The sequence below is a fragment of the Streptomyces anulatus genome, assembly GCF_014650675.1.
In the GTDB taxonomy this organism is placed as follows: domain Bacteria; phylum Actinomycetota; class Actinomycetes; order Streptomycetales; family Streptomycetaceae; genus Streptomyces; species Streptomyces anulatus.
The window spans coordinates 57418-77560 of record NZ_BMVK01000002.1 but is presented as its reverse complement, the minus strand read 5'-3'; the positions used below and the strand labels follow the sequence as shown (position 1 = coordinate 77560).

The 20143-nt window shown below is 72.3% G+C and carries 15 protein-coding genes; 11 read left to right on the top strand and 4 right to left on the bottom strand.

Going from position 1 to position 20143, the window contains the following annotated elements:
- Positions 1-5: 5 nt before the first annotated feature.
- The 5 genes from IE272_RS05100 (at position 6) to IE272_RS05080 (ending at position 8206) form a co-directional block, all read left to right on the top strand.
- Complete coding sequence (locus tag IE272_RS05100) at positions 6-1862, top strand: acetolactate synthase large subunit (protein ID WP_050362394.1); 1857 nt, start codon at positions 6-8, stop codon at positions 1860-1862.
- A 22-nt stretch (positions 1863-1884) separates the two neighbouring features.
- Positions 1885-2412, top strand: coding sequence for an acetolactate synthase small subunit (gene ilvN / locus IE272_RS05095; RefSeq protein ID WP_003966072.1), 528 nt, complete (start codon positions 1885-1887; stop codon positions 2410-2412).
- Between the two features lie 110 nt (positions 2413-2522).
- Entirely contained in the window at positions 2523-3524 is a 1002-nt protein-coding gene (gene ilvC / locus IE272_RS05090) for a ketol-acid reductoisomerase (RefSeq protein WP_007457058.1), read from the top strand.
- Positions 3525-3818: 294 nt separating this feature from the next.
- Entirely contained in the window at positions 3819-5411 is a 1593-nt protein-coding gene (serA, locus tag IE272_RS05085) for a phosphoglycerate dehydrogenase (RefSeq protein WP_073957602.1), read from the top strand.
- Positions 5412-5695: 284 nt separating this feature from the next.
- A complete protein-coding gene (locus IE272_RS05080) occupies positions 5696-8206 on the top strand; it encodes a Tox-REase-5 domain-containing protein (protein WP_190006356.1) in 2511 nt (836 codons plus the stop codon).
- A 21-nt stretch (positions 8207-8227) separates the two neighbouring features.
- Here IE272_RS05080 and IE272_RS05075 read toward each other — a convergent pair whose 3' ends face one another.
- Together IE272_RS05075 and IE272_RS05070 are read right to left on the bottom strand one after the other, a co-directional pair.
- The gene (locus IE272_RS05075) at positions 8228-11095 is read right to left on the bottom strand and encodes an ATP-binding protein (protein ID WP_190006355.1); all 2868 of its coding nucleotides are present in this window, start codon (positions 11093-11095) and stop codon (positions 8228-8230) included.
- A gap of 13 nt (positions 11096-11108) precedes the next feature.
- Positions 11109-11531, bottom strand: a complete 423-nt coding sequence (locus tag IE272_RS05070) for a hypothetical protein (protein ID WP_073957599.1) — start codon at positions 11529-11531, stop codon at positions 11109-11111.
- A gap of 284 nt (positions 11532-11815) precedes the next feature.
- Between IE272_RS05070 and IE272_RS05065 the strand changes: the two genes are divergently transcribed.
- The 3 genes from IE272_RS05065 (at position 11816) to IE272_RS05055 (ending at position 13929) form a co-directional block, all read left to right on the top strand.
- On the top strand, positions 11816-12514 hold the full coding sequence (locus tag IE272_RS05065) for a hypothetical protein (protein WP_056704043.1): 699 nt from the start codon (positions 11816-11818) through the stop codon (positions 12512-12514).
- On the top strand, positions 12511-13041 hold the full coding sequence (locus IE272_RS05060) for a hypothetical protein (protein ID WP_190006354.1): 531 nt from the start codon (positions 12511-12513) through the stop codon (positions 13039-13041). The genes IE272_RS05065 and IE272_RS05060 overlap by 4 nt, the downstream gene beginning before the upstream one ends.
- A 105-nt stretch (positions 13042-13146) precedes the next feature.
- On the top strand, positions 13147-13929 hold the full coding sequence (locus tag IE272_RS05055; RefSeq protein ID WP_050362397.1) for an isoprenyl transferase: 783 nt from the start codon (positions 13147-13149) through the stop codon (positions 13927-13929).
- 31 nt (positions 13930-13960) lie between these two features.
- Here the strand turns inward: IE272_RS05055 and IE272_RS05050 are convergent, their stop codons facing one another.
- Positions 13961-15109 (bottom strand): PucR family transcriptional regulator, encoded by a 1149-nt coding sequence (locus IE272_RS05050; protein WP_056704049.1) that lies wholly within the window; start codon positions 15107-15109, stop codon positions 13961-13963.
- 180 nt (positions 15110-15289) lie between these two features.
- Between IE272_RS05050 and IE272_RS05045 the strand changes: the two genes are divergently transcribed.
- Together IE272_RS05045 and pruA are read left to right on the top strand one after the other, a co-directional pair.
- On the top strand, positions 15290-16216 hold the full coding sequence (locus IE272_RS05045) for a proline dehydrogenase family protein (RefSeq protein ID WP_007457040.1): 927 nt from the start codon (positions 15290-15292) through the stop codon (positions 16214-16216).
- 52 nt (positions 16217-16268) lie between these two features.
- The gene (pruA, locus tag IE272_RS05040) at positions 16269-17900 is read left to right on the top strand and encodes an L-glutamate gamma-semialdehyde dehydrogenase (RefSeq protein WP_057665926.1); all 1632 of its coding nucleotides are present in this window, start codon (positions 16269-16271) and stop codon (positions 17898-17900) included.
- A 150-nt stretch (positions 17901-18050) separates the two neighbouring features.
- Here the strand turns inward: pruA and IE272_RS05035 are convergent, their stop codons facing one another.
- A complete protein-coding gene (locus tag IE272_RS05035; RefSeq protein ID WP_056704347.1) occupies positions 18051-18761 on the bottom strand; it encodes a nitroreductase family protein in 711 nt (236 codons plus the stop codon).
- 204 nt (positions 18762-18965) lie between these two features.
- Here IE272_RS05035 and IE272_RS05030 point away from each other — a divergent pair, with 204 nt between their 5' ends.
- Positions 18966-20033, top strand: a complete 1068-nt coding sequence (locus IE272_RS05030) for a S1 family peptidase (RefSeq protein ID WP_190006353.1) — start codon at positions 18966-18968, stop codon at positions 20031-20033.
- The last annotated feature ends 110 nt before the right edge of the window (positions 20034-20143 follow it).

Below are 20143 nucleotides of genomic sequence, written 5' to 3'. Positions count from 1 at the left end.
AGAGAATGCCGATGACCGAGCAGGCCACCGGGGCCCACCACCCGCAGCCGCGCGCCCGTAACGGCGGACAGCCGTCCGTCACCGTTGAGCACGTCACGGGCGCGCAGTCCCTCATCCGTTCTCTCGAGGAAGTCGGCGCCGACACGGTATTCGGCATTCCCGGCGGCGCGATCCTCCCCGCCTACGACCCGATGATGGACTCCACCCGGGTCCGTCACGTCCTGGTCCGCCACGAGCAGGGCGCCGGCCACGCCGCCACCGGGTACGCGCAGGCCACCGGCAAGGTCGGCGTCTGCATGGCCACCTCGGGCCCCGGCGCCACCAACCTGGTCACCCCGATCGCCGACGCGCACATGGACTCCGTGCCGCTCGTCGCGATCACCGGCCAGGTCGCCTCCAAGGCGATCGGCACCGACGCCTTCCAGGAAGCCGACATCTGCGGCATCACGATGCCGATCACCAAGCACAACTTCCTGGTCACCAAGGCCGAGGACATCCCGCACACCATCGCCGAGGCCTTCCACATCGCCTCCACCGGCCGCCCCGGACCGGTCCTCGTCGACATCGCCAAGGACGCCCTCCAGGCGAAGACCACCTTCAGCTGGCCGCCCACCCAGGACCTGCCCGGCTACCGCCCGGTGACCAAGCCGCACGCCAAGCAGATCCGCGAGGCCGCGAAGCTGATCACCCAGGCCAAGCGACCCGTGCTGTACGTCGGCGGCGGCGTCCTGAAGGCCGGGGCCACCGCCGAGCTGAAGGTCCTCGCGGAGCTGACCGGAGCGCCCGTCACCACCACCCTGATGGCGCTCGGCGCCTTCCCCGACAGCCACCCGCTGCACGTGGGAATGCCGGGCATGCACGGTGCGGTCACCGCCGTCACCGCGCTGCAGAAGGCCGACCTGATCGTCGCCCTCGGAGCCCGCTTCGACGACCGCGTCACCGGCAAGCTGGACAGCTTCGCCCCGTACGCCAAGATCGTCCACGCCGACATCGACCCGGCCGAGATCGGCAAGAACCGCACCGCCGACGTGCCCATCGTCGGTGATGCCCGCGAGGTCCTGGCCGACCTGGTCCAGGCCGTCCAGGCCGAGCACACCGAGGGCCACACCGGCGACTACGCCGCATGGTGGAAGGACCTCAACCGCTGGCGCGAGACCTACCCGCTCGGCTACGACCTGCCCGAGGACGGCAGCCTCTCCCCGCAGCAGGTCATCCAGCGCATCGGCAAGCTCGCCCCCGAGGGCACGATCTTCGCGGCGGGCGTCGGCCAGCACCAGATGTGGGCCTCCCACTTCATCGACTACGAGCAGCCCGCCACCTGGCTCAACAGCGGCGGCGCCGGAACGATGGGCTACGCGGTCCCGGCCGCGATGGGCGCGAAGGCCGGCATGCCCGACCGCACGGTCTGGGCGATCGACGGCGACGGCTGCTTCCAGATGACCAACCAGGAACTGACCACCTGCGCGCTCAACAACATCCCGATCAAGGTCGCCGTCATCAACAACGGTGCGCTCGGGATGGTCCGCCAGTGGCAGACCCTCTTCTACAACCAGCGCTACTCCAACACCGTGCTGCACTCCGGCGCGGACACGGACGGCGTCCCGGCCAAGGGCACCCGCGTCCCGGACTTCGTCAAGCTGTCCGAGGCCATGGGCTGCTACGCCATCCGCTGCGAGGACCCGGCCGACCTGGACAAGGTCATCGAAGAGGCCAACTCCATCAACGACCGCCCCGTCGTGATCGACTTCATCGTCCACGAGGACGCCATGGTCTGGCCGATGGTCGCCGCCGGCACCTCCAACGACGAGGTCCAGGCCGCCCGCGGCGTCCGCCCCGACTTCGGCGACAACGAAGACGACTGAGAGACAGAGAGAGACCGACTCCATGTCCGAAAAGCACACGCTCTCCGTCCTGGTCGAGAACAAGCCCGGTGTCCTCGCCCGGATCACCGCGCTGTTCTCCCGGCGAGGCTTCAACATCGACTCGCTCGCGGTCGGTACCACCGAGCACCCCGACATCTCCCGCATCACCATCGTCGTGAATGTCGAGGGCCTGCCCCTGGAGCAGGTGACCAAGCAGCTCAACAAGCTGGTCAACGTCCTGAAGATCGTCGAACTCGAGCCCGCCGCTGCGATCCAGCGGGAGCTCGTCCTGGTGAAGGTCCGCGCCGACAGCGAGACCCGCTCCCAGATCGTCGAGATCGTCCAGCTGTTCCGCGCCAAGACCGTCGACGTCTCCCCGGAGGCCGTCACGATCGAGGCGACCGGAGGGGCCGACAAGCTGGAGGCGATGCTCAAGATGCTGGAGCAGTACGGCATCAAGGAGCTCGTCCAGTCCGGCACCATCGCCATAGGGCGCGGCGCGCGCTCGATCACCGACCGGTCCCTGCGCGCCCTCGACCGCTCCGCCTAGCGGCACCGGGAGCGGCGCCCGCGCCGCTCGCATGGCGAGACCCGACAACGTATACGACGCACCCCGCCGTACGGTGGGACGCAACACCTGCACACCAAGGAGAAGACCCAGTGGCCGAGCTGTTCTACGACGACGATGCCGACCTGTCCATCATCCAGGGCCGCAAGGTCGCGGTTCTCGGTTACGGCAGCCAGGGCCACGCCCACGCGCTGTCGCTCCGTGACTCCGGCGTCGACGTCCGCGTCGGTCTGCACGAGGGCTCGAAGTCCAAGGCCAAGGCCGAGGAGCAGGGCCTGCGCGTGGTGACCCCGGCCGAGGCCGCCGCCGAGGCCGACGTCATCATGATCCTCGTCCCGGACCCGATCCAGGCCCAGGTCTACGAGGAGTCCGTCAAGGACAACCTCAAGGACGGCGACGCGCTGTTCTTCGGCCACGGCCTGAACATCCGCTTCGGCTTCATCAAGCCGCCGGCCGGCGTCGACGTCTGCATGGTCGCCCCCAAGGGCCCCGGCCACCTGGTCCGCCGCCAGTACGAGGAGGGCCGCGGCGTTCCCTGCATCGTGGCCGTCGAGCAGGACGCCTCGGGCAAGGGCCTGGAGCTCGCCCTCTCGTACGCCAAGGGCATCGGCGGCACCCGCGCGGGCGTCATCAAGACGACCTTCACCGAGGAGACCGAGACCGACCTGTTCGGTGAGCAGGCCGTTCTCTGCGGTGGCACCGCCGCCCTGGTCAAGGCCGGTTTCGAGACGCTGACCGAGGCCGGCTACCAGCCCGAGATCGCGTACTTCGAGTGCCTGCACGAGCTGAAGCTCATCGTCGACCTCATGTACGAGGGCGGCCTGGAGAAGATGCGCTGGTCCATCTCGGAGACCGCCGAGTGGGGCGACTACGTCACCGGCCCGCGCATCATCACGGCCGACACCAAGGCCGAGATGAAGAAGGTCCTCACCGAGATCCAGGACGGCACCTTCGCCAACGCCTGGATGGCGGAGTACCACAACGGTCTGCCCAAGTACAACGAGTACAAGAAGGCCGACAGCGACCACCTGCTGGAGACCACCGGCCGTGAGCTGCGCAAGCTCATGAGCTGGGTGAACGACGAAGAGGCCTAGGCCTCGGGGGAGCGGGGCGGGTCCTTTTCGTGGACCCGCCCCGCTCCGCGGTAACCGGAGAAGCCGCTCCGTACGGGGGTACCGGAGGGGCAGTTCCGTACGGGTGTACACGACGTCCACCCTCGTGCGGGTGATCCTTCCACCGGGGCGCAGTACGAGGCCCGTCGCATGACTACACTTCTCCACACATACACGCGTCAGGGCCCACAGTGTCGTGCGTCTACCACGCGGCTAGCCCCTCCACCGCCTGCGGCCGTCGGGACGGCCGTCCGCACTGGACTTGTGAGGACTCACGTGAGCTCGAAACCTGTCGTACTCATCGCTGAAGAGCTGTCGCCCGCCACGGTCGACGCTCTGGGTCCGGATTTCGAGATCCGGCACTGCAACGGCGCGGACCGCGCCGAGCTACTCCCCGCGATCGCCGACGTCGACGCCATCCTGGTGCGCTCCGCCACCAAGGTCGACGCCGAGGCCATCGCCGCCGCCAAGAAGCTCCGGGTCGTGGCCCGCGCGGGCGTCGGCCTGGACAACGTCGACGTCTCCTCGGCCACCAAGGCCGGTGTGATGGTCGTCAACGCCCCGACCTCCAACATCGTCACCGCGGCCGAGCTGGCCTGCGGCCTGCTGGTGGCCACCGCGCGCAACATCCCGCAGGCCAACACCGCGCTCAAGAACGGTGAGTGGAAGCGCTCCAAGTACACCGGGGTCGAGCTCAGCGAGAAGGTCCTCGGCGTCGTCGGCCTCGGCCGCATCGGCGTCCTGGTGGCCCAGCGCATGTCGGCCTTCGGCATGAAGATCGTCGCCTACGACCCCTACGTCCAGCCGGCCCGCGCCGCGCAGATGGGCGTCAAGCTCCTCAGCCTGGACGAGCTGCTGGAGGTCGCCGACTTCATCACGGTGCACCTGCCGAAGACGCCGGAGACCCTCGGTCTCATCGGTGACGAGGCGCTGCACAAGGTGAAGCCCTCGGTGCGCATCGTCAACGCCGCGCGCGGCGGGATCGTCGACGAGGAGGCCCTGGCCTCCGCGCTCAAGGAGGGCCGCGTCGCGGGCGCCGGCCTCGATGTGTACGCGAAGGAGCCCTGCACGGACTCCCCGCTGTTCCAGTTCGACCAGGTCGTCTGCACCCCGCACCTCGGCGCCTCCACCGACGAGGCGCAGGAGAAGGCGGGCATCGCGGTCGCCAGGTCCGTCCGCCTCGCGCTGGCCGGCGAGCTGGTCCCGGACGCGGTCAACGTCCAGGGAGGCGTCATCGCCGAGGACGTACGCCCCGGTCTGCCGCTCGCCGAGAAGCTCGGCCGGATCTTCACCGCCCTCGCGGGCGAGGTCGCGGCCCGGCTCGACGTCGAGGTGTACGGCGAGATCACCCAGCACGACGTCAAGGTGCTGGAGCTCTCCGCGCTCAAGGGCGTCTTCGAGGACGTCGTCGACGAGACCGTCAGCTACGTCAACGCCCCGCTGTTCGCGCAGGAGCGCGGTGTCGAGGTCCGCCTCACCACCAGCTCCGAGTCGCCCGACCACCGCAACGTGGTCACCGTGCGCGGCACGCTCTCCGACGGCCAGGAGGTCGCGGTCTCCGGCACGCTGGCGGGCCCGAAGAACCTCCAGAAGATCGTTGCCATCGGTGAGCACGACGTCGATCTGGCGCTCGCCGACCACATGGTCGTCCTGCGCTACCAGGACCGTCCCGGTGTGGTGGGCGCGGTCGGCAAGATCCTCGGCGAGGCCGGGCTGAACATCGCGGGCATGCAGGTGTCCCGGGCCGCCGTGGGCGGCGAGGCGCTCGTCGTCCTCACCGTCGACGACACCGTCCCGCAGCCGGTGCTGACCGAGATCGCCGAGGAGATCGGCGCGTCCTCGGCCCGCTCGGTGAACCTCACCGACTGACGCCGGCCCGTCGGTGAACCCCACCGGCTGACGCAGGCGCACAGCAGTACGACCCCGCTCCGTACCCGGTAGCAGGCCCGCTCGTCCCGTACGAGCGGTCCCGCCGCCGGGTACGTTGCGTTTCCGGGCGCCGGGTGCGTTGTCGCGTCTTCCGGGCGCCGGAGCCGATCAACCCGCCGGGGTGGGCCCGGGGTTGGGTCCTGGGGCCCACGACGCGAGAGGGTCCCCGACCCTAGGGTGACCGGTTGTCATGTCACTCATGGGTGCCGGGGGTCGGTTCACGTATGTCTGCTGTCGGTGGCATACCCGTAGCGGGAGGCCCGGCTCCGGCCGTCGCCCAGTGGCGTGAACTCCCGCGCCCGCTCGTCCTGGTCCGCGTGCTGCTCCTCGTGCTGTTCGGGGCGACGGTGCTGGGGGCGATCGGGCTGTCCGGCTCGGCCCTCGCCGCGGACGCGATGGGCGCCGAGGTGCTCGGCATCCTGCTGTACGCCTCCGCGCCCGGGGTGCTCGCGGCGCTGCTGGCCCGGCATGTCAGGACCGGCGGCACGCGTGTGCGATGGGGCATCGTCGCCGTCCAGGTCTGGCTGATCCTCGGCGGTCTCGCCAACCTCGGGGACGGGTCGCCGGACGGACTGACCCAGCTGGTCCTGCCGATCCTGATCATCGTCCTGATCAGCCGCGCGGGGAGCCGGGCGTGGTTCCGTCTGCCGCCCGGCGAGCGGGGGCGGCCGCCGAAGTTCTCGCTCCCGCACATGATCACCTGGAAGCGGGACCGGGGGCAGACCGCCCTGGAGTACCTGGGCCTGGTCCTGATCGTCGTCGCGCTGATCGCGGCCATGACCGTGGGCGGCCTCGGCGGCCGGATCACCGAGGGCCTCCAGTCCGCGATCTGCTCGCTGACCGGCAGCTCCTGCCCGGTCTCCCCGGGCGGCTCCGTCGAAGCGGGCGAACGCCCGGACGGCGGCACGGACGGGGGAGCCGACGGCGGTACGACGGGAAGCGCGGACGGAGGGGCCGACGGAGGGGCCGACGGAGGCGCGGACGGCGGTTCGACGACCACGGGCGGCATCACCGGCGGCTCCACGGGCGGCGACGCCACCGGCGGTACGGGAGGCTCCGGCGGCACCGAGGGATCCGGCGGCACCGAGGGATCCGGCGGGACCGATGGCACCGGCGGTACCGAGGGATCCGGCGGTACGGCCGGGACCGGTGGCGGCGAGAGCGCGGGCTCCACCAGCACGGGCGGCGGCACCGGCGGGCCCGACGACGACGGGCGCCCCGGCACCGGCGAGGACACCTTCCCCGAGGACAACGAGGAGCCCGAGGCCGCCCACGACGTACAGGCGTCCGACGACGGTGAGGGCGAGGACGGCGGCGAGCAGGCCGAGGAGCAGGAGGACTGCGGCGGCTGGGGCTTCTTCGGCTGCGCCTGGGACCGTACGACGCAGGTCGTCAAGGGCATCGTGGTCGACGGCATCTGGGGCGACATCTCCGGGATCATCGACCTGTTCAAGCCGGAGACCTGGTCCGGGCTGGTCGACTACGGCAAGCAGCTCGGCGACCAGTGGGTGAAGGACTCCTCGGGCGCCGGTGACAAGTGGGCGGACGGCGACTACCTGGGCGCGGTCTGGGACTGGGGCAAGGCGTCCGTCGGCACGGTCGTCACGGTCGGCGACGACGTCTTCGTCGGGGACGAGGTACGCGAGCGCTGGAACAACGGCGAGAAGACCCGGGCCGTCACCGATGTGATCTGGAACGTCGGCTCGATCTTCATCCCCGGCTACAACGTCGGGAAGGTCGTCGGGAAGGTCGGAAAGCTCGGTGTGCTGGGCAAGGTCGCCGGGGCCGTGGGCCGCGCCGCCGACGACGCCGGAGCCGCCGCGCGCCGGGCCCGTAAGGCGGCGGAGGCCGGCGACCTCGACGGCGTACGGAAGGCCGCGAAGGAGGCCGACGACGCGGCGGACACCGCCGAGGACGCTGCGCGCCGGACCGGTTGCGCGATCGCGGGCGGGCCCCCTCGGGTGCCGTACGGCGGAGGTGGGAGCGGCGGCGTGCCGGGCGCGGGCACCGGTGTGCTGGCGGGCGGCCCCCAGGGCCGGGTCGTCCTCGCCGAGGGCGGCTGCGACGAGGCGGCCAAGGCCGCCGCGGCCCAGGCGCGGGCCGCCGAACGGGCCGCGCACCTGGAGCAGAAGCGTCTGGAGGAGCCCGAGCGGGCGCGCAAGGCCGAGGTGGACAAGAAGAAGTACCCGGAGGCGCAGCGCAACGACACCTCCGACCCGCGCAACTACAACCCGCCGTCCTGGGCCGACGACCTCAAGGACCGCACGCTCGGGGACGCCGATGCGGGCGACGGCTACTGGGCGAGCCGGGACCGCAACCCCGCGCCCAACTGGAAGAACGAGTCCTGGCTGCGCTACCAGGAGCAGGTGACCGGTACCAACCGGGGCCAGGAGTACGTCGTGCCGCACCCCCGGGAGGGCAAGCCGGCGGTGGAGTACGACGGCTGGGACTCCTCCCGGCAGACGTTCCTGGAGGCCAAGAACGGTTACGGCAGCTATCTGTCCAAGTCCGACAGCGGCTCCCTCACCCCGTCGGGCAAGGACAAGTTCGTCACCGAGGCCCGCGCCCAGGTGGAGGCGTCCGGCGGCCGGAGCGTGGAGTGGCACTTCTCCGACCCGGAGGTGGCCAAGGCCGCCCGCAAGGCCTTCCGGGACGAAGGGCTGCCGGTCAAGGTGGTCCACAGCCCGACGAAGCCCAACGACAGCACCAGGAAGCCGGGGGCGTTCGACGAGTAGGCACGGGGCCGCGACCACACCTCACCCGCGCAGGTGGCCCACGCTCTTGAGGAAGGACTCCGTGCTGGGGGTGAGGTAGGGGTCATCGAGGGTCCGGGCGATGTGCAGCGCGGTCCGCCAGGAGGCGGAGGAGTCCTCGGCGCGGTCGGTGTCGCGTTGTGCGAGACCCAGGACGAGGAGGGCCGCCGTGCGGCCCGGAAGATCGCCCGCCGACGCGGTGAGGGCCTCGGCTCCGAGGGCGGCGGAGAGCGCCTGGGCCGGGAGGTTCAGGCTGAAGCGGGCGTTCGCCAGGGTGGTGAGCGCCCGGCCGGCGGGCCCGGGGCGCTTCGCGGCGGTGAGGAGAGGGAAGGCGCTCTCGGCGAACCGGGCGGCCTCCTCGTGGTTCGCCATCAGCAGGTGGGCGTGCGCGGCGGCGGAGAGCGCCTCCCCCTGACCCTCCTCGTCGCCCATCGCTTCCGCGATCCCGGCCGCCGCGAGCCGGCACTTGGCGGCCAGTGGGTAGGCCCCGGACTGGAAGCTCTCCTCCGCGAGGTCGGAGTACAGGCGCACCTGGGGCGCGGCATCGTTGACGCGTCGGTAGGCCTGCACGGCGATCTCGTACGTACCCGCCACATGGGGCAGGACCCCCCAGGACCACTCCTGCTGGGCGAGCCGCCCGGCGTCGCGCGACATCGGGCCTCCCGCGAGCCGTGCCGCGGCGAAGCGCGCCAGCAGCGCGCACACCCCCCGCCAGTCATCGGCGTCCTCCGGCCGCAGGTCCTCGGGGATCAGCGACAGCGCGCGCCGGGCCGCCATCTGCGCGGGGGCGGCCCCGGCGACCGAATGGGCGACTCCGGGGGAGTGCTCCGACAGGCGCTCCAGAGCTTCCCGGGCCCAACGCGTCGCCTCCAAGGCAACGTCGGGTACCTCCTCCTCGGCGGGCGGCTCGGGCGGGCGGCGCGGTGGTCGTGGGACGGTTCCCCGGAAGTCCTCGCCCGGCACGTCCTCGGTGTCCGGCCCGGCCGGGCGACGTGGCGCTCGTGGGCCGATCTCCCGGAAGGTCTCGTCCAGGTGACGGGCGTTCGCCACCCGCGCGATGTCGGCGCGCCGTGTGTGCAGCAACCCGTCCTCCCTCCCGCCGAGCAGGCGCCCGCTCTCCGCCACCGCGGCGACGGCGTGTTGCAGGAGCCGCTGGCAGTCGAGGGGATGCTCGGCCAGGGAGGCCGCCTCGATGACTACCTGCTGAAAGCCCAGCAGCACCCCTGCCGCCTCCACCGCTTCGTCCTGGCGTCCCGCGCGTTCCAGGGCGACCATCACCTGGTGCAGTGCGCGGGATCGGCCGGGGTGGTCCTTCGCCTCCCTCGCGAAGCGCACGGCCGTCCGGGCGGCGGCCTCCCATTCGGCGGTCTGCCCGCGGTGGGCGTACACCGCGACCAGGGTCTCCTGGATGCGCAGGGCGCCGTCGTCGTCGCCGAAGGTCGCGGCCATCGAGGTCGCGGCCTGGAGGTTGGGGTGCTCACGGTCGCACCAGGCCAGCGCGGCCTCCACCGTGGGGAAGGAGGTGACGGGCCCCTCGCCGTGCAGGGCCGACATGGCGTCGGCCGCCAGGGCTATGTAGTGCTCGATGAGCCGGTTGGAGGCCGCGCCCTGGTTGTCGCCGTGGTGGCCGAGCAGTTGGATCGCGTAGGCGCGCATGAGGTCGTGCTGTCGCCAGACGCCGTTGCCCACCCGTTCGACGACATGGGCGCGGGCCAGCTCCCGGATCAGCCCGACGGCCTGGTCGTCGGCCAGGTCGACGAGGCGTGCGACGGCGTCCGTGGCGATGTGCGGCCCGGGGTTGACGGGCAGCAGGCGGAACATGCGGGCCTGCTGGGACGTCAGGCGGCGGTAGGAGAGCTCGAACGCGGCGCGCACCGCCCGTTCCCCGTCGTCGAGGACGTCCAGCTTGTGGCGTGCGCGGGCGAGTTCGTCCGCGAGGTCCGACGGCGTCAGGTCCGGATCGCGGGCGAGGAGGGCCGTGGCGATGTGCAGCGCCAACGGCAGATGGCCGCACAGGCGACAGAGGCGCTCCGTGCCCGCGGCGTCCTGTCGGGTGCGGGTCCCGCCGGGGGAGAGGAACTCAAGCTGCTCCTCGACGAGGGCCCGCGCGCCGGCGGGTGACAGGGCGCCGAGTTCGAGGGTGCGGGAGCCTCGTGTCACCAGGGTGTGCCGCGAGGTGATGAGGGTGCGGTGGGCCCTGGAGCGGGGCATGAGGTCGGAGATCTGAGCGGTGCTGGACGCGTTGTCGAGAACGAGCAGGACCGGGCGGCCCTCGGCGGCCAGGCCGGCCAGCATCCGGTGGTACTGGGCCGCCTGCCCCGCGGGGGAGTCGGCCGGACGGCCCGGGAAGCCGAGGGCGTGGAGCATGGGGGCGAAAACGTGCTCGGGCATGACCTGGTCGGCGGGGTCGCGCGCGTAGCCGTTGAGGTCGACGAACACGGCGCCGCCCGCGTACCAGCCCCGCCCCACGGCTTCGGCGGCGCAGGAGCGGGCGAGGGCGGTCTTGCCGATGCCGGCGAGCCCCGCGACGGACGAGGCGACGATCATGCCGGTGGCGCCGTGGGCCGGGTCGAGCACGGCCAGGACCTCCCGCCTCTCCGCGCCCCGGCCCACGAACACCTCGGCCGCCGCCGCGTCGGTGGGCAGCACGGGTTCGACGACGGCCAGGGGCCCGGCCGGCCTGACGTGGTGGGCCTCCGAGACATACAGGTCCCGGGCGGCCTGGTAGACCCGGCCGCCCGGCGCGAAGGCGTCCAGGCGAACGGGCCCCGGTGCCGCGGAATCCGCTCCCGCGGCCCCCGCACCCGGCCCGGCGCCCGCAGGGGGAGCCGACGGGATCGGTGGGCCCTCCGCCGCCTCCCGCCCACCCATGAGCCGCGGCCCCTCAGCTCTCGGTGATGTGCATGTCCCGCGCGGCCTGGTAGACCCGGCCGCTCTCGGACGCGTGGGCCTCCAGATGCTGACTGCCGACGACCTGGGTGTCCGGGGACGTGCCTCGTGCGGCCATCTCGTCGGCAAGGTGGGCCAGTCGGGTGGTGAGCTCCGCGGTGAGGGCCGGGTCTGCCAGGAGCAGATCGCGCAGGCGCAACTGCCACAGCTGCGTCATCGCCGCTTCGACCTCGGCGGTTCCGCGTTCCTCGACGATCGAGCGGAGCCGCGTCAACTCCTGACCGACTTCCTGGGCACGCTCGGGGTGGACGCGATGCCACAGGGCGACGACCCCGTCCCGCGTCTGCTGCCAGGCGTCGGTGGCCATGGCTCCCACCAGTGCGGTACCGGCCAGTCCTGCCACAGTGATCGGATCCATCGCGTCCCCCTCGCAGCCCGAACAACCGTCCTGGCGACGAGGATAGGACGCGGACCCATTGTCCGGCGGCTGTTTCTCGGACGCGGTGCGTCGCAGGGCGGAGGGGGATCCGCATACGGGATGTACGAGGATGTTCCGGCAACGCGGCGAGGCGCCGTAGCCGTTGTCGTGCGCCCGCCGGGAATTGTGGGACAGCCCTTAGTAGCCTGCACGCGTGGTGATCCCGGCCGCCGTCCGGCCGGGGGACCGCGTGCAGCGGGCCGGCCGACGGAGGAGAGACGAGCATGCGACGTGTAGTGCGGGGCTTCTGGGGTCCCCGGCCGGAGCCGGCCGAGGCGTTGGCCGACCGGTGGCGGCGGACCCTCGACGGGTTCGCCGAGCTGGTCCCGCAGGCGGCCGACGCCTGGAGCCAGGTCCACGGGAACGGGCCCGCCACCGCCTTCACCTCCGACGGGGACGCCCTGCTCGGCGCGGTCCGCACCGCCCAGAGCGCGGCCGACTGGTCGGACCTCACCGGCACCGGGCTGCGGCTCGTCGGCACCGGGGCGCCCGGCTGGGAGGCCGAGATCAGCGGACTGGCCGGAGGGGCGCCGGAGTTCCTGCTCCAGTCGCTCGCGATCATCCTGCACGCCCCGGACGAGGCCGTGGTCCCCGAGGAGGCGCTCCTGTCGCTCGTCGCCCGGGTGTGGGAACCGGACTTCGGCGACGTGAGCGACGACGACGTGCTGGACGCGCTGGAGGACGACGCCGGGTACTCCGTCGGCGACCCGGTCATCGGCCGGACCGGTTACCTCTCCCCCGCCCGCGCCGCGCTCGTCCCCGAAGACCTGGAAGTGGTCCGCGAACCCCTGCCCGGCGGCGGAGAGTTGCTGAGCATCGCGGCTCCGGGTGACAGTGCGAGCGTGGTGCGGGTGTACCAGCGGCTGCGTGCGGCGGGGGCGCTGGCGCCGCTGCCCCGCCCGATGGACCGGGCGGTCCTGTGACCTCCCGGGCGGGCGAGGAGTTCGACGCGGAGCGCGCCCTCGCCGAGGTGACCGGGCTCCTCGCCGCCCCCGTACCGGCCGCCGGCCCCACGGCGGCCGAGGGCGACCCGGCCACCGGCGAATGGACGGTCACGGTCGGGGAGGGCTTCCGGATCGTGCCGCTCTGGGAGGGTGACCCCCTCACCGGCGTGTACGCCCCCGAGTGGAACGACGCCGAGGAGGCCGCCGAGGGCCGTCTGGCGGAACTGGCAGGGGCGTTGGACGGCCTCTGGGGCCCGCACCGGCCGGTGCGGCTGCACGTGGCGCTGCTGCGGCGGGAGGCGGGGACGCCCGTGGAGCCGCTGTTCGAGGCGCTGTTCGCCGAGGATCTGTACGGGGACCTGGTGGTCTGGGGCCCGGTCGCCCCCGGCGGCCGGTGGATCGCCCTGACCGTGGGGCACAGCGACGGGGACGCGCCGCTGGTGCTGGCCGCCCTGGTCAGCGACCGCCCGGTCACCGAACCGGAGGGCGGGGACGGCCCGTTGTGAGGATCCGGCCGGTGGCGTCCGGGACTTCGGCCGGATCCGGCCGGTGGCGTCCGGGGCCGCCGGCGGGTCGTCCGGCACCGGCGGCCCTGTGATGGAGTGGGGTCCATGAAGCTGCTTCCCCTGTTCCTCCGACGGCCGATCGAAGCGGTGTACGAGCGCCGGCTCGCCGCGACCCTGGTGGGCCTGCCGCGCCCCCAGCACGTGGGGATCATGGTCGACGGCAACCGGCGCTGGGCCCGGAAGGCCGGGCACACGGACGTCCGCGAGGGCTACCGGGCGGGCGGCGCCAAGGTGACCACGTTCCTGGGCTGGTGCACGGCCGCCGGGATCGAGCACGTGACCCTCTTCATGCTCTCCGACGACAACCTGGGCCGCCCCGCCGAAGAGCTCGGCCCGCTGATCGAGGTCATCGAGGAGACCGTCCGGGACATCACCGCCGAGGGCCGTGACTGGGAGGTCCGGGCGATCGGCTCGCTCGACATGCTGCCCGGCGCCAGCGCCCGGGTGCTCAAGGAGGCCACCGACGCCACGGCCGGGCGCGGCGGCCTCAAGGTGGACGTGGCGGTCGGCTACGGCGGCCGGCGCGAGATCGTCGACGCCGTGAAGAGCGCCTTCGAGGAGCACATCGCGGCCGGTGGCGACCCGGCCGAACTGGTCGCCCGGTTCGGGATCGACGACATCTCCCGGCACCTCTACTCGCCCGTGGCCGACCACACCGACTTCATCATCCGCACCTCCGGGGAGCAGCGGCTGTCCGGCTTCCTCCTCTGGCAGTCCGCCTACGCCGAGATGCACTGGGTGGACTGCTACTGGCCGGCCTTCCGCCACGTGGACTTCCTGCGCGCGCTGCGCTCGTACGCGAACCGGGAACGCCGCTTCGGCAAGTGACGGGCCCGCACGGCCCCCGCACGGTCGTGCCCTACAGCCGGGCCCGTTTCACCGCCATGTGCAGCAGCAGCCGGTCCTCGCCGTCGTTCAGGTCGAGGCCGGTGATCTGCTGGATCCGGGAGAGCCGGTAGTACAGCGTCTGGCGGTGGATGCCCAGCGCGGCGGCCGTCCGGCCCGCCTGGCCCGCGCGGTCCAGGAACACCTCGGCGGTGTGTGCCAGCTCCCGGTGCGGCGAGGTCAGCAGCGGGGCGACCGCCGGGTCCCCGGGGTCGTCGCCGGTGCCCGGGAGGGCGGTCAGCAGGCGGTACGGGCCGATCGCCGACCAGCGGGCGACCGGGCCGAGGCGGGGCTCGGCCCGTGCCGCGCGGGCCGCCGCCGTGGCCTCGCGCCAGGAGACCGTCAGCTCGTCCAGGCCCCGGCGCGGCGTGGCGATCCCCCCGGTGGCGGCCGGGCCCGCGCCGGTGCGCAGCCGGTCCGCGGCGCTCAGGGCCGGGTCGAGGCGGTCCGGTGCGCGCAGCCGGACGAGCGCGGCCAGCGACAGGGGTCCGGCGGCCCCCGGCGCGGCGACCGTCGCCAGCGCGGCCGCCGAGGCCACCCCCCGTACCGAGGGCGTGTCATCCACCCACGGGGTCACGCACACCATCGTGTGCAGCCCCTCCGCGTCCTGCCCCAGAGCCTCGCCCAGCGCGGCGACGGCGGTGTCGCGCTGCCGGCCGGGGCCCGCCGTGAGCACCGCGCCGAACTCCCGCGACAGGTCGGCGCCCGCCCGCGCCTCGTCGGAGAGCAGCGCCCCGATCCGGGCGGCGACCTCCATCGCGGCGGTCAGCTGCTCGTCGGTCGGGCCGGGATCGGCGTCGAGGAGCCAGACGTAACCGAGGACGACACCCCGATGGCGTACGGGAAGGCAGATGCGGTCCCGGAACACCCCGGCCTCGGGGGCGGCGGGAATCCGGACGGGGCCGGTCGCCCGGGTGATGCCGAACCCCTCGAACCAGGCGCGCACGGCGGGCGTGGACCGCCGGGTCAGGATCGAGCGGGTGCGGACCGGGTCCATCGCGGAGTCGTCGTCGCTGTCGTGGGCTCCGAAGGCGACCAGGCCGAAATCCCGGTTCTCCAGGGTGGCCGGGGCGTCGAGGAGGGCCGAGATCTCGTCGACCAGTTCCTGGTAATCGCCTGTCACTCCGCCATTCTCGCACCCCTTCAGACAGATGTCTGAGATGGCGGCCACGGATGCGTGACAGGTGTCGATGGCACAGGATCGGAGCGGTCCCTAGATTTCACGGTGGTTATCCGTGCCGTACCGGTCCGTTCACGTTCGTACCGTTACGGCCCTTCGTCCGTACATTCGTGGAGGTGCCCCGTGCTGGGTCCCGTGATTCTCGCCGCATCGCGCAGCGACAAGATGCGCCGGTTCGTCTCGGCCGCGCCCGGCACCAAGCAGGTCGTCGACCGCTTCATCGCCGGGGAGACCGTCGACCAGGTCGTGCCGATCGTCGAGGACGCCGCGGACAAGGGTCTGGAGGTCACGCTCGACGTCGTCGGCGAGGACATCACCACCCCCGCGCAGGCCGAGGCCGCCCGCGACGCGTATCTGGAGCTCGTGGAGCGCCTGAAGGACCTCGGCCTGGGCACCCGCGCCGAGATGTCCGTGAAGCTGTCCATGTTCGGCCAGGCGCTGGAGAACGGCCACGAGCTGGCCCTCGCCAATGTGCGCCCGGTCGTCGAGGCCGCTGCCGCCATCGGCACCACGGTCACCCTGGACGCCGAGGACCACACCACCCTCGACTCGATGTTCGCCATCCACGAGGAGCTGCGGAAGGACTTCCCGGAGACCGGCTGCGTCATCCAGTCCTATCTGTTCCGCACCGAGGACGACGCCCGCAGGCTCGCCGCCGCGGGCAGCCGCGTACGCATCGTGAAGGGCGCCTACAAGGAGCCCGCCTCCGTCGCGTACCAGGACAAGGCCGAGATCGACAAGGCGTACGTCCGCATCACCAGGATCCTGATGGAGGGCGAGGGCTACCCGATGATCGGGTCCCACGATCCCCGTCTCATCGCCATCGCCCAGGAGCTGGGCCGCCAGGCCGGGCGCAAACTGGATGAGTACGAGTTCCAGATGCTGTACGGCATCCGCAGCGACGAGCACGTCCGGCTCGCGGCCGAGGGCCACCGGATGCGCGTCTACACGGCGTACGGCACCGACTGGTACGGATACTTCATGCGCCGCCTCGCGGAGAAGCCGGCCAACCTGCTGTTCTTCGGCCGCTCGATCCTCACCAAGGGCTGAGCAGCCCCCGGGCTGACCCACACCCCGCCGACACCAAGGAGACAAGGCACTCATGGACGCCGTCACCCAGGTCCCCGCGCCGGTCAACGAGCCGGTTCACTCCTACGCCCCGGGCTCCCCGGAGCGCGCCCGCCTGGAGGTGAAGCTCAAGGAGCTCGCCGACAACCCGATCGACCTGCCGATGACCATCGGCGGCGAGAAGCGGATGGGCGGCGGCGAGCGTGTGAACGTCGTGCAGCCGCACAACCACCAGGCCGTCATCGGCACCTTCGCCGGCGCCACCGAGCAGGACGCCCAGGACGCCGTCGACGCGGCCCTCGCCGCCGCTCCGGCCTGGCGCGCGATGGCCTTCGACGACCGCGCCGCGATCATCCTGCGCGCCGCTGAGCTGCTGGCCGGCCCCTGGCGCGAGACGCTGGCCGCCTCCACCATGCTCGGCCAGTCCAAGACCGCCCAGCAGGCCGAGATCGACACGCCCTGCGAGCTGATCGACTTCTGGCGCTTCAACGTGCACTACGCGCGCCAGATCCTCGCCGAGCAGCCCCCGGCGAACTCCCCGGGCGTGTGGAACCGTATGGACCACCGCCCGCTGGAGGGCTTCGTCTACGCGATCACGCCGTTCAACTTCACGGCCATCGCGGGCAACCTCCCCACCGCCCCCGCCCTCATGGGCAACGTCGTGGTGTGGAAGCCGTCCCCGACCCAGACCCACGCCGCCGTGCTGCTGATGCAGCTCCTGGAGGAGGCCGGTCTGCCCAAGGGCGTCATCAACCTGGTCACCGGCGACGGCATCGCCGTCTCCGAGGTGGCGCTGAACCACCGCGATCTGGCCGGCATCCACTTCACCGGCTCGACCCCCACCTTCCAGCACCTGTGGAAGACGGTCGGCAACAACATCGCCAACTACCGCACCTACCCGCGGCTCGTCGGCGAGACCGGCGGCAAGGACTTCGTCGTCGCGCACCCCAGCGCCGACCGCGCCATCCTGAAGACCGCGCTGACCCGCGGCTCCTTCGAGTTCCAGGGCCAGAAGTGCTCGGCGTCCTCGCGGGCGTACGTCCCGGCCTCCATCTGGAACTCCGGTTTCAAGGAGGAGTTCGCGGCCGAGGTCGACTCGATCACGATGGGCGACGTCACCGACCTGACGAACTTCATCGGGGCCGTCATCGACGAGCGCTCGTTCGCCAAGAACAAGGCCGCGATCGACCGCGCGAAGTCCGACCCGGCATGCACCGTCGTCGCGGGCGGCACCTACGACGACTCGGTGGGCTACTTCGTCCGCCCGACCGTCATCGAGTGCTCCGACGCCGAGAGCGAGGTCTTCACGACCGAGTACTTCGGCCCGATCCTCGCGATCCACGTGTACGAGGACGAGAAGTACGACGCCATGCTGGAGCAGATGGAGTCGGTCTCCGACTACGCGCTGACCGGCTCGGTCATCGCGGGCGACCGTGCGGCCGCCGCGTACACGATGGACAAGCTCCGCTACGCCGCGGGCAACTTCTACATCAACGACAAGTCGACCGGCGCCGTCGTCGGCCAGCAGCCCTTCGGCGGCGGCCGTGCCTCCGGCACCTGCGACAAGGCGGGCGCCCCGCAGAACCTCCAGCGCTGGACCCTGACCCGGGCCATCAAGGAGACGCTGGTCCCGCCGACCGAGTACACCTACCCCCACCAGGGCTGACGCCCTCCCGGGGCGCCGCAGCACGACGCCCCGGACCCGGGCCTCCATGGCGGAGGCCCCCCGAGCACCGCCCCCCGACCGGCCCCCCTGCCGGCCGGGGGGCGGTTTCCATGTGCCGTCCGGCCGGCATGGGGTGCCGGGCGGGGTTCCTCAGACCTCCACCAGCACCTGGTCCAGCGACTTGCGCACCAGGTCGGGGACCTCGCAGTCGTCGGCGGGATACCCGACGGGGATCACGGCGAAGGCCTTCTCGTTCTCGGGCCGGTCCAGGACCTCGCCGAGGAAGCGCATCGGGCTCGGCGTGTGGATCAGCGCGGCGAGACCGGACAGGTGCAGGGCGGTGAGCAGCATGCCCACCGCGATCCCGACCGACTCGTCCACGTAGTAGTGCTTGCGCTTCGTACCGTCCTCGCCGAGCCAGTAGCGCTGCTGGAACACCACGATCAGGGCGGGCGCGTCCGTCATGTGGGCCTTCACCGCGTCGGTGCCCAGCGGGCGCAGCGCGGCGAGCCACTCCTCGCCGAGCCGCCCGTCGTAACTGACCTTCTCCTCGTGCTCGGCGGCCTCCCGGATCCGGCGGCGCACCTCGGGGTCCTTGACCAGGACGAAGGTCCACGGCTGCTGATGGGCGCCGGAGGGGGCGGTGGCCGCGCACGCGACGGCGTCGCGCAGCACCTGCTCGGGGACCGGATCGGGGGAGAAGGAGCGGACGGTCCTGCGTTCGTCCATCCGCAGCCGCAGCCGGGCGGCGTGTGCCAGGGCCGTCTCGGCGGCGATCCGGGCGGGGCGGTAGGGCGCGGGACGGTACGGGTCGCCATGGGTGGGCGACCACTGCTGCGGCGAAGGCGTCGTATCGGACATGGCCGCAGTGTGCGCGGCGGGGGAGGCCCGGCGGAAGCGGGGCTTCGGACAGGCGCGGGATCCGGTCCCGGTCAGTGTCCGCTGACCGGGACCGGCTGTCCGCCCTCCGCCGCCCCCGGTCACGCGGTCTTGTGGAGTGAGTAATGAGCATGTCAAATTCCTTCTCGGTACGTCCCCACACGTCACCCCAGAAGGAGCTCCCCCATGAGACGCAACTCCCGCGCGCGCCTCGGTGTTTCCCTGCTGCTCGTCGCCGGCGCCCTCGGCCTCGGAGCCACCCCCTCCACCGCCGCCGACACCCCGGCGGCCGCCCCCTCGGCGATCCCCGCCCCGTCCGCGTACGCCCTCGACGCCGCCGTCGAACGGCAGCTCGGCGCCGCCACCGCCGGAACCTACCTCGACGCGAAGACCGGGAACCTGGTCGTCACCGTCACCACCGACCGGGCCGAGGACCAGGCCCGCGCCGCCGGGGCCACCGTCCGCCGGGTGGCCCGCAGCGCCGCCCAGCTCGACGCCGCGATGGAGACCCTGGAGGCCGAGGCCAAGATCACCGGCACCTCCTGGGGCGTCGACCCGCGCACCAACCGGGTCGCTGTCGAGGCCGACTCCTCCGTCTCCGCACGGGACATGGCCCGCCTCGAAGCCGTCGCCGAACGGCTGGACGGCGCGGTCGACATCAAGCGCGTACCGGGCGTCTTCCACCGCGAGGTGCTGGGCGGCGGAGCGATCTACGGCGGCGGCAGTCGCTGCTCGGCGGCCTTCAACGTCACCAAGGGCGGGGCCCGCTACTTCGTGACCGCCGGACACTGCACCAACATCTCCGCCAACTGGTCGGCCAGCTCCGGCGGTTCGGTCGTCGGCGTCCGGGAGGGCACCAGCTTCCCGACCAACGACTACGGCATCGTCCGCTACACGGACGGCTCATCGCCCGCCGGGACCGTCGACCTCTACAACGGCTCCACCCAGGACATCAGCTCCGCCGCCAACGCCGTCGTCGGCCAGGCGATCAAGAAGAGCGGGTCCACCACGAAGGTGACCTCCGGCACGGTCACCGCCGTCAACGTCACCGTCAACTACGGCGACGGGCCCGTCTACAACATGGTCCGCACCACCGCCTGCTCGGCCGGCGGCGACAGCGGCGGCGCCCACTTCGCCGGATCCGTCGCCCTCGGCATCCACTCCGGCAGCTCCGGCTGCTCGGGCACCGCGGGCTCGGCCATCCACCAGCCGGTCGCCGAGGCGCTCTCCGCGTACGGCGTGACGGTGTACTGAGCCGCCACCACCACCGCCACCGCCGACACGCCCGCCGGCACGCCCGCCGGCACCACCACCGGCACGCCCGCCGGCACCGCTCGCCCGGACCCCGCGCACCCCGGTCCGGG

What these genes read in the sequence shown, in the direction of transcription:
- IE272_RS05100 (WP_050362394.1), top strand. Translation starts at nt 6, where the DNA reads ATGCCGATGACCGAGCAGGCCACCGGGGCCCACCACCCGCAGCCGCGC.
- ilvN (WP_003966072.1), top strand. Translation starts at nt 1,885, where the DNA reads ATGTCCGAAAAGCACACGCTCTCCGTCCTGGTCGAGAACAAGCCCGGT.
- IE272_RS05080 (WP_190006356.1), top strand. Translation starts at nt 5,696, where the DNA reads ATGTCTGCTGTCGGTGGCATACCCGTAGCGGGAGGCCCGGCTCCGGCC.
- IE272_RS05075 (WP_190006355.1), bottom strand. Translation starts at nt 11,095, where the DNA reads ATGGGTGGGCGGGAGGCGGCGGAGGGCCCACCGATCCCGTCGGCTCCC.
- IE272_RS05070 (WP_073957599.1), bottom strand. Translation starts at nt 11,531, where the DNA reads ATGGATCCGATCACTGTGGCAGGACTGGCCGGTACCGCACTGGTGGGA.
- IE272_RS05065 (WP_056704043.1), top strand. Translation starts at nt 11,816, where the DNA reads ATGCGACGTGTAGTGCGGGGCTTCTGGGGTCCCCGGCCGGAGCCGGCC.
- IE272_RS05055 (WP_050362397.1), top strand. Translation starts at nt 13,147, where the DNA reads ATGAAGCTGCTTCCCCTGTTCCTCCGACGGCCGATCGAAGCGGTGTAC.
- pruA (WP_057665926.1), top strand. Translation starts at nt 16,269, where the DNA reads ATGGACGCCGTCACCCAGGTCCCCGCGCCGGTCAACGAGCCGGTTCAC.
- IE272_RS05035 (WP_056704347.1), bottom strand. Translation starts at nt 18,761, where the DNA reads ATGTCCGATACGACGCCTTCGCCGCAGCAGTGGTCGCCCACCCATGGC.
- IE272_RS05030 (WP_190006353.1), top strand. Translation starts at nt 18,966, where the DNA reads ATGAGACGCAACTCCCGCGCGCGCCTCGGTGTTTCCCTGCTGCTCGTC.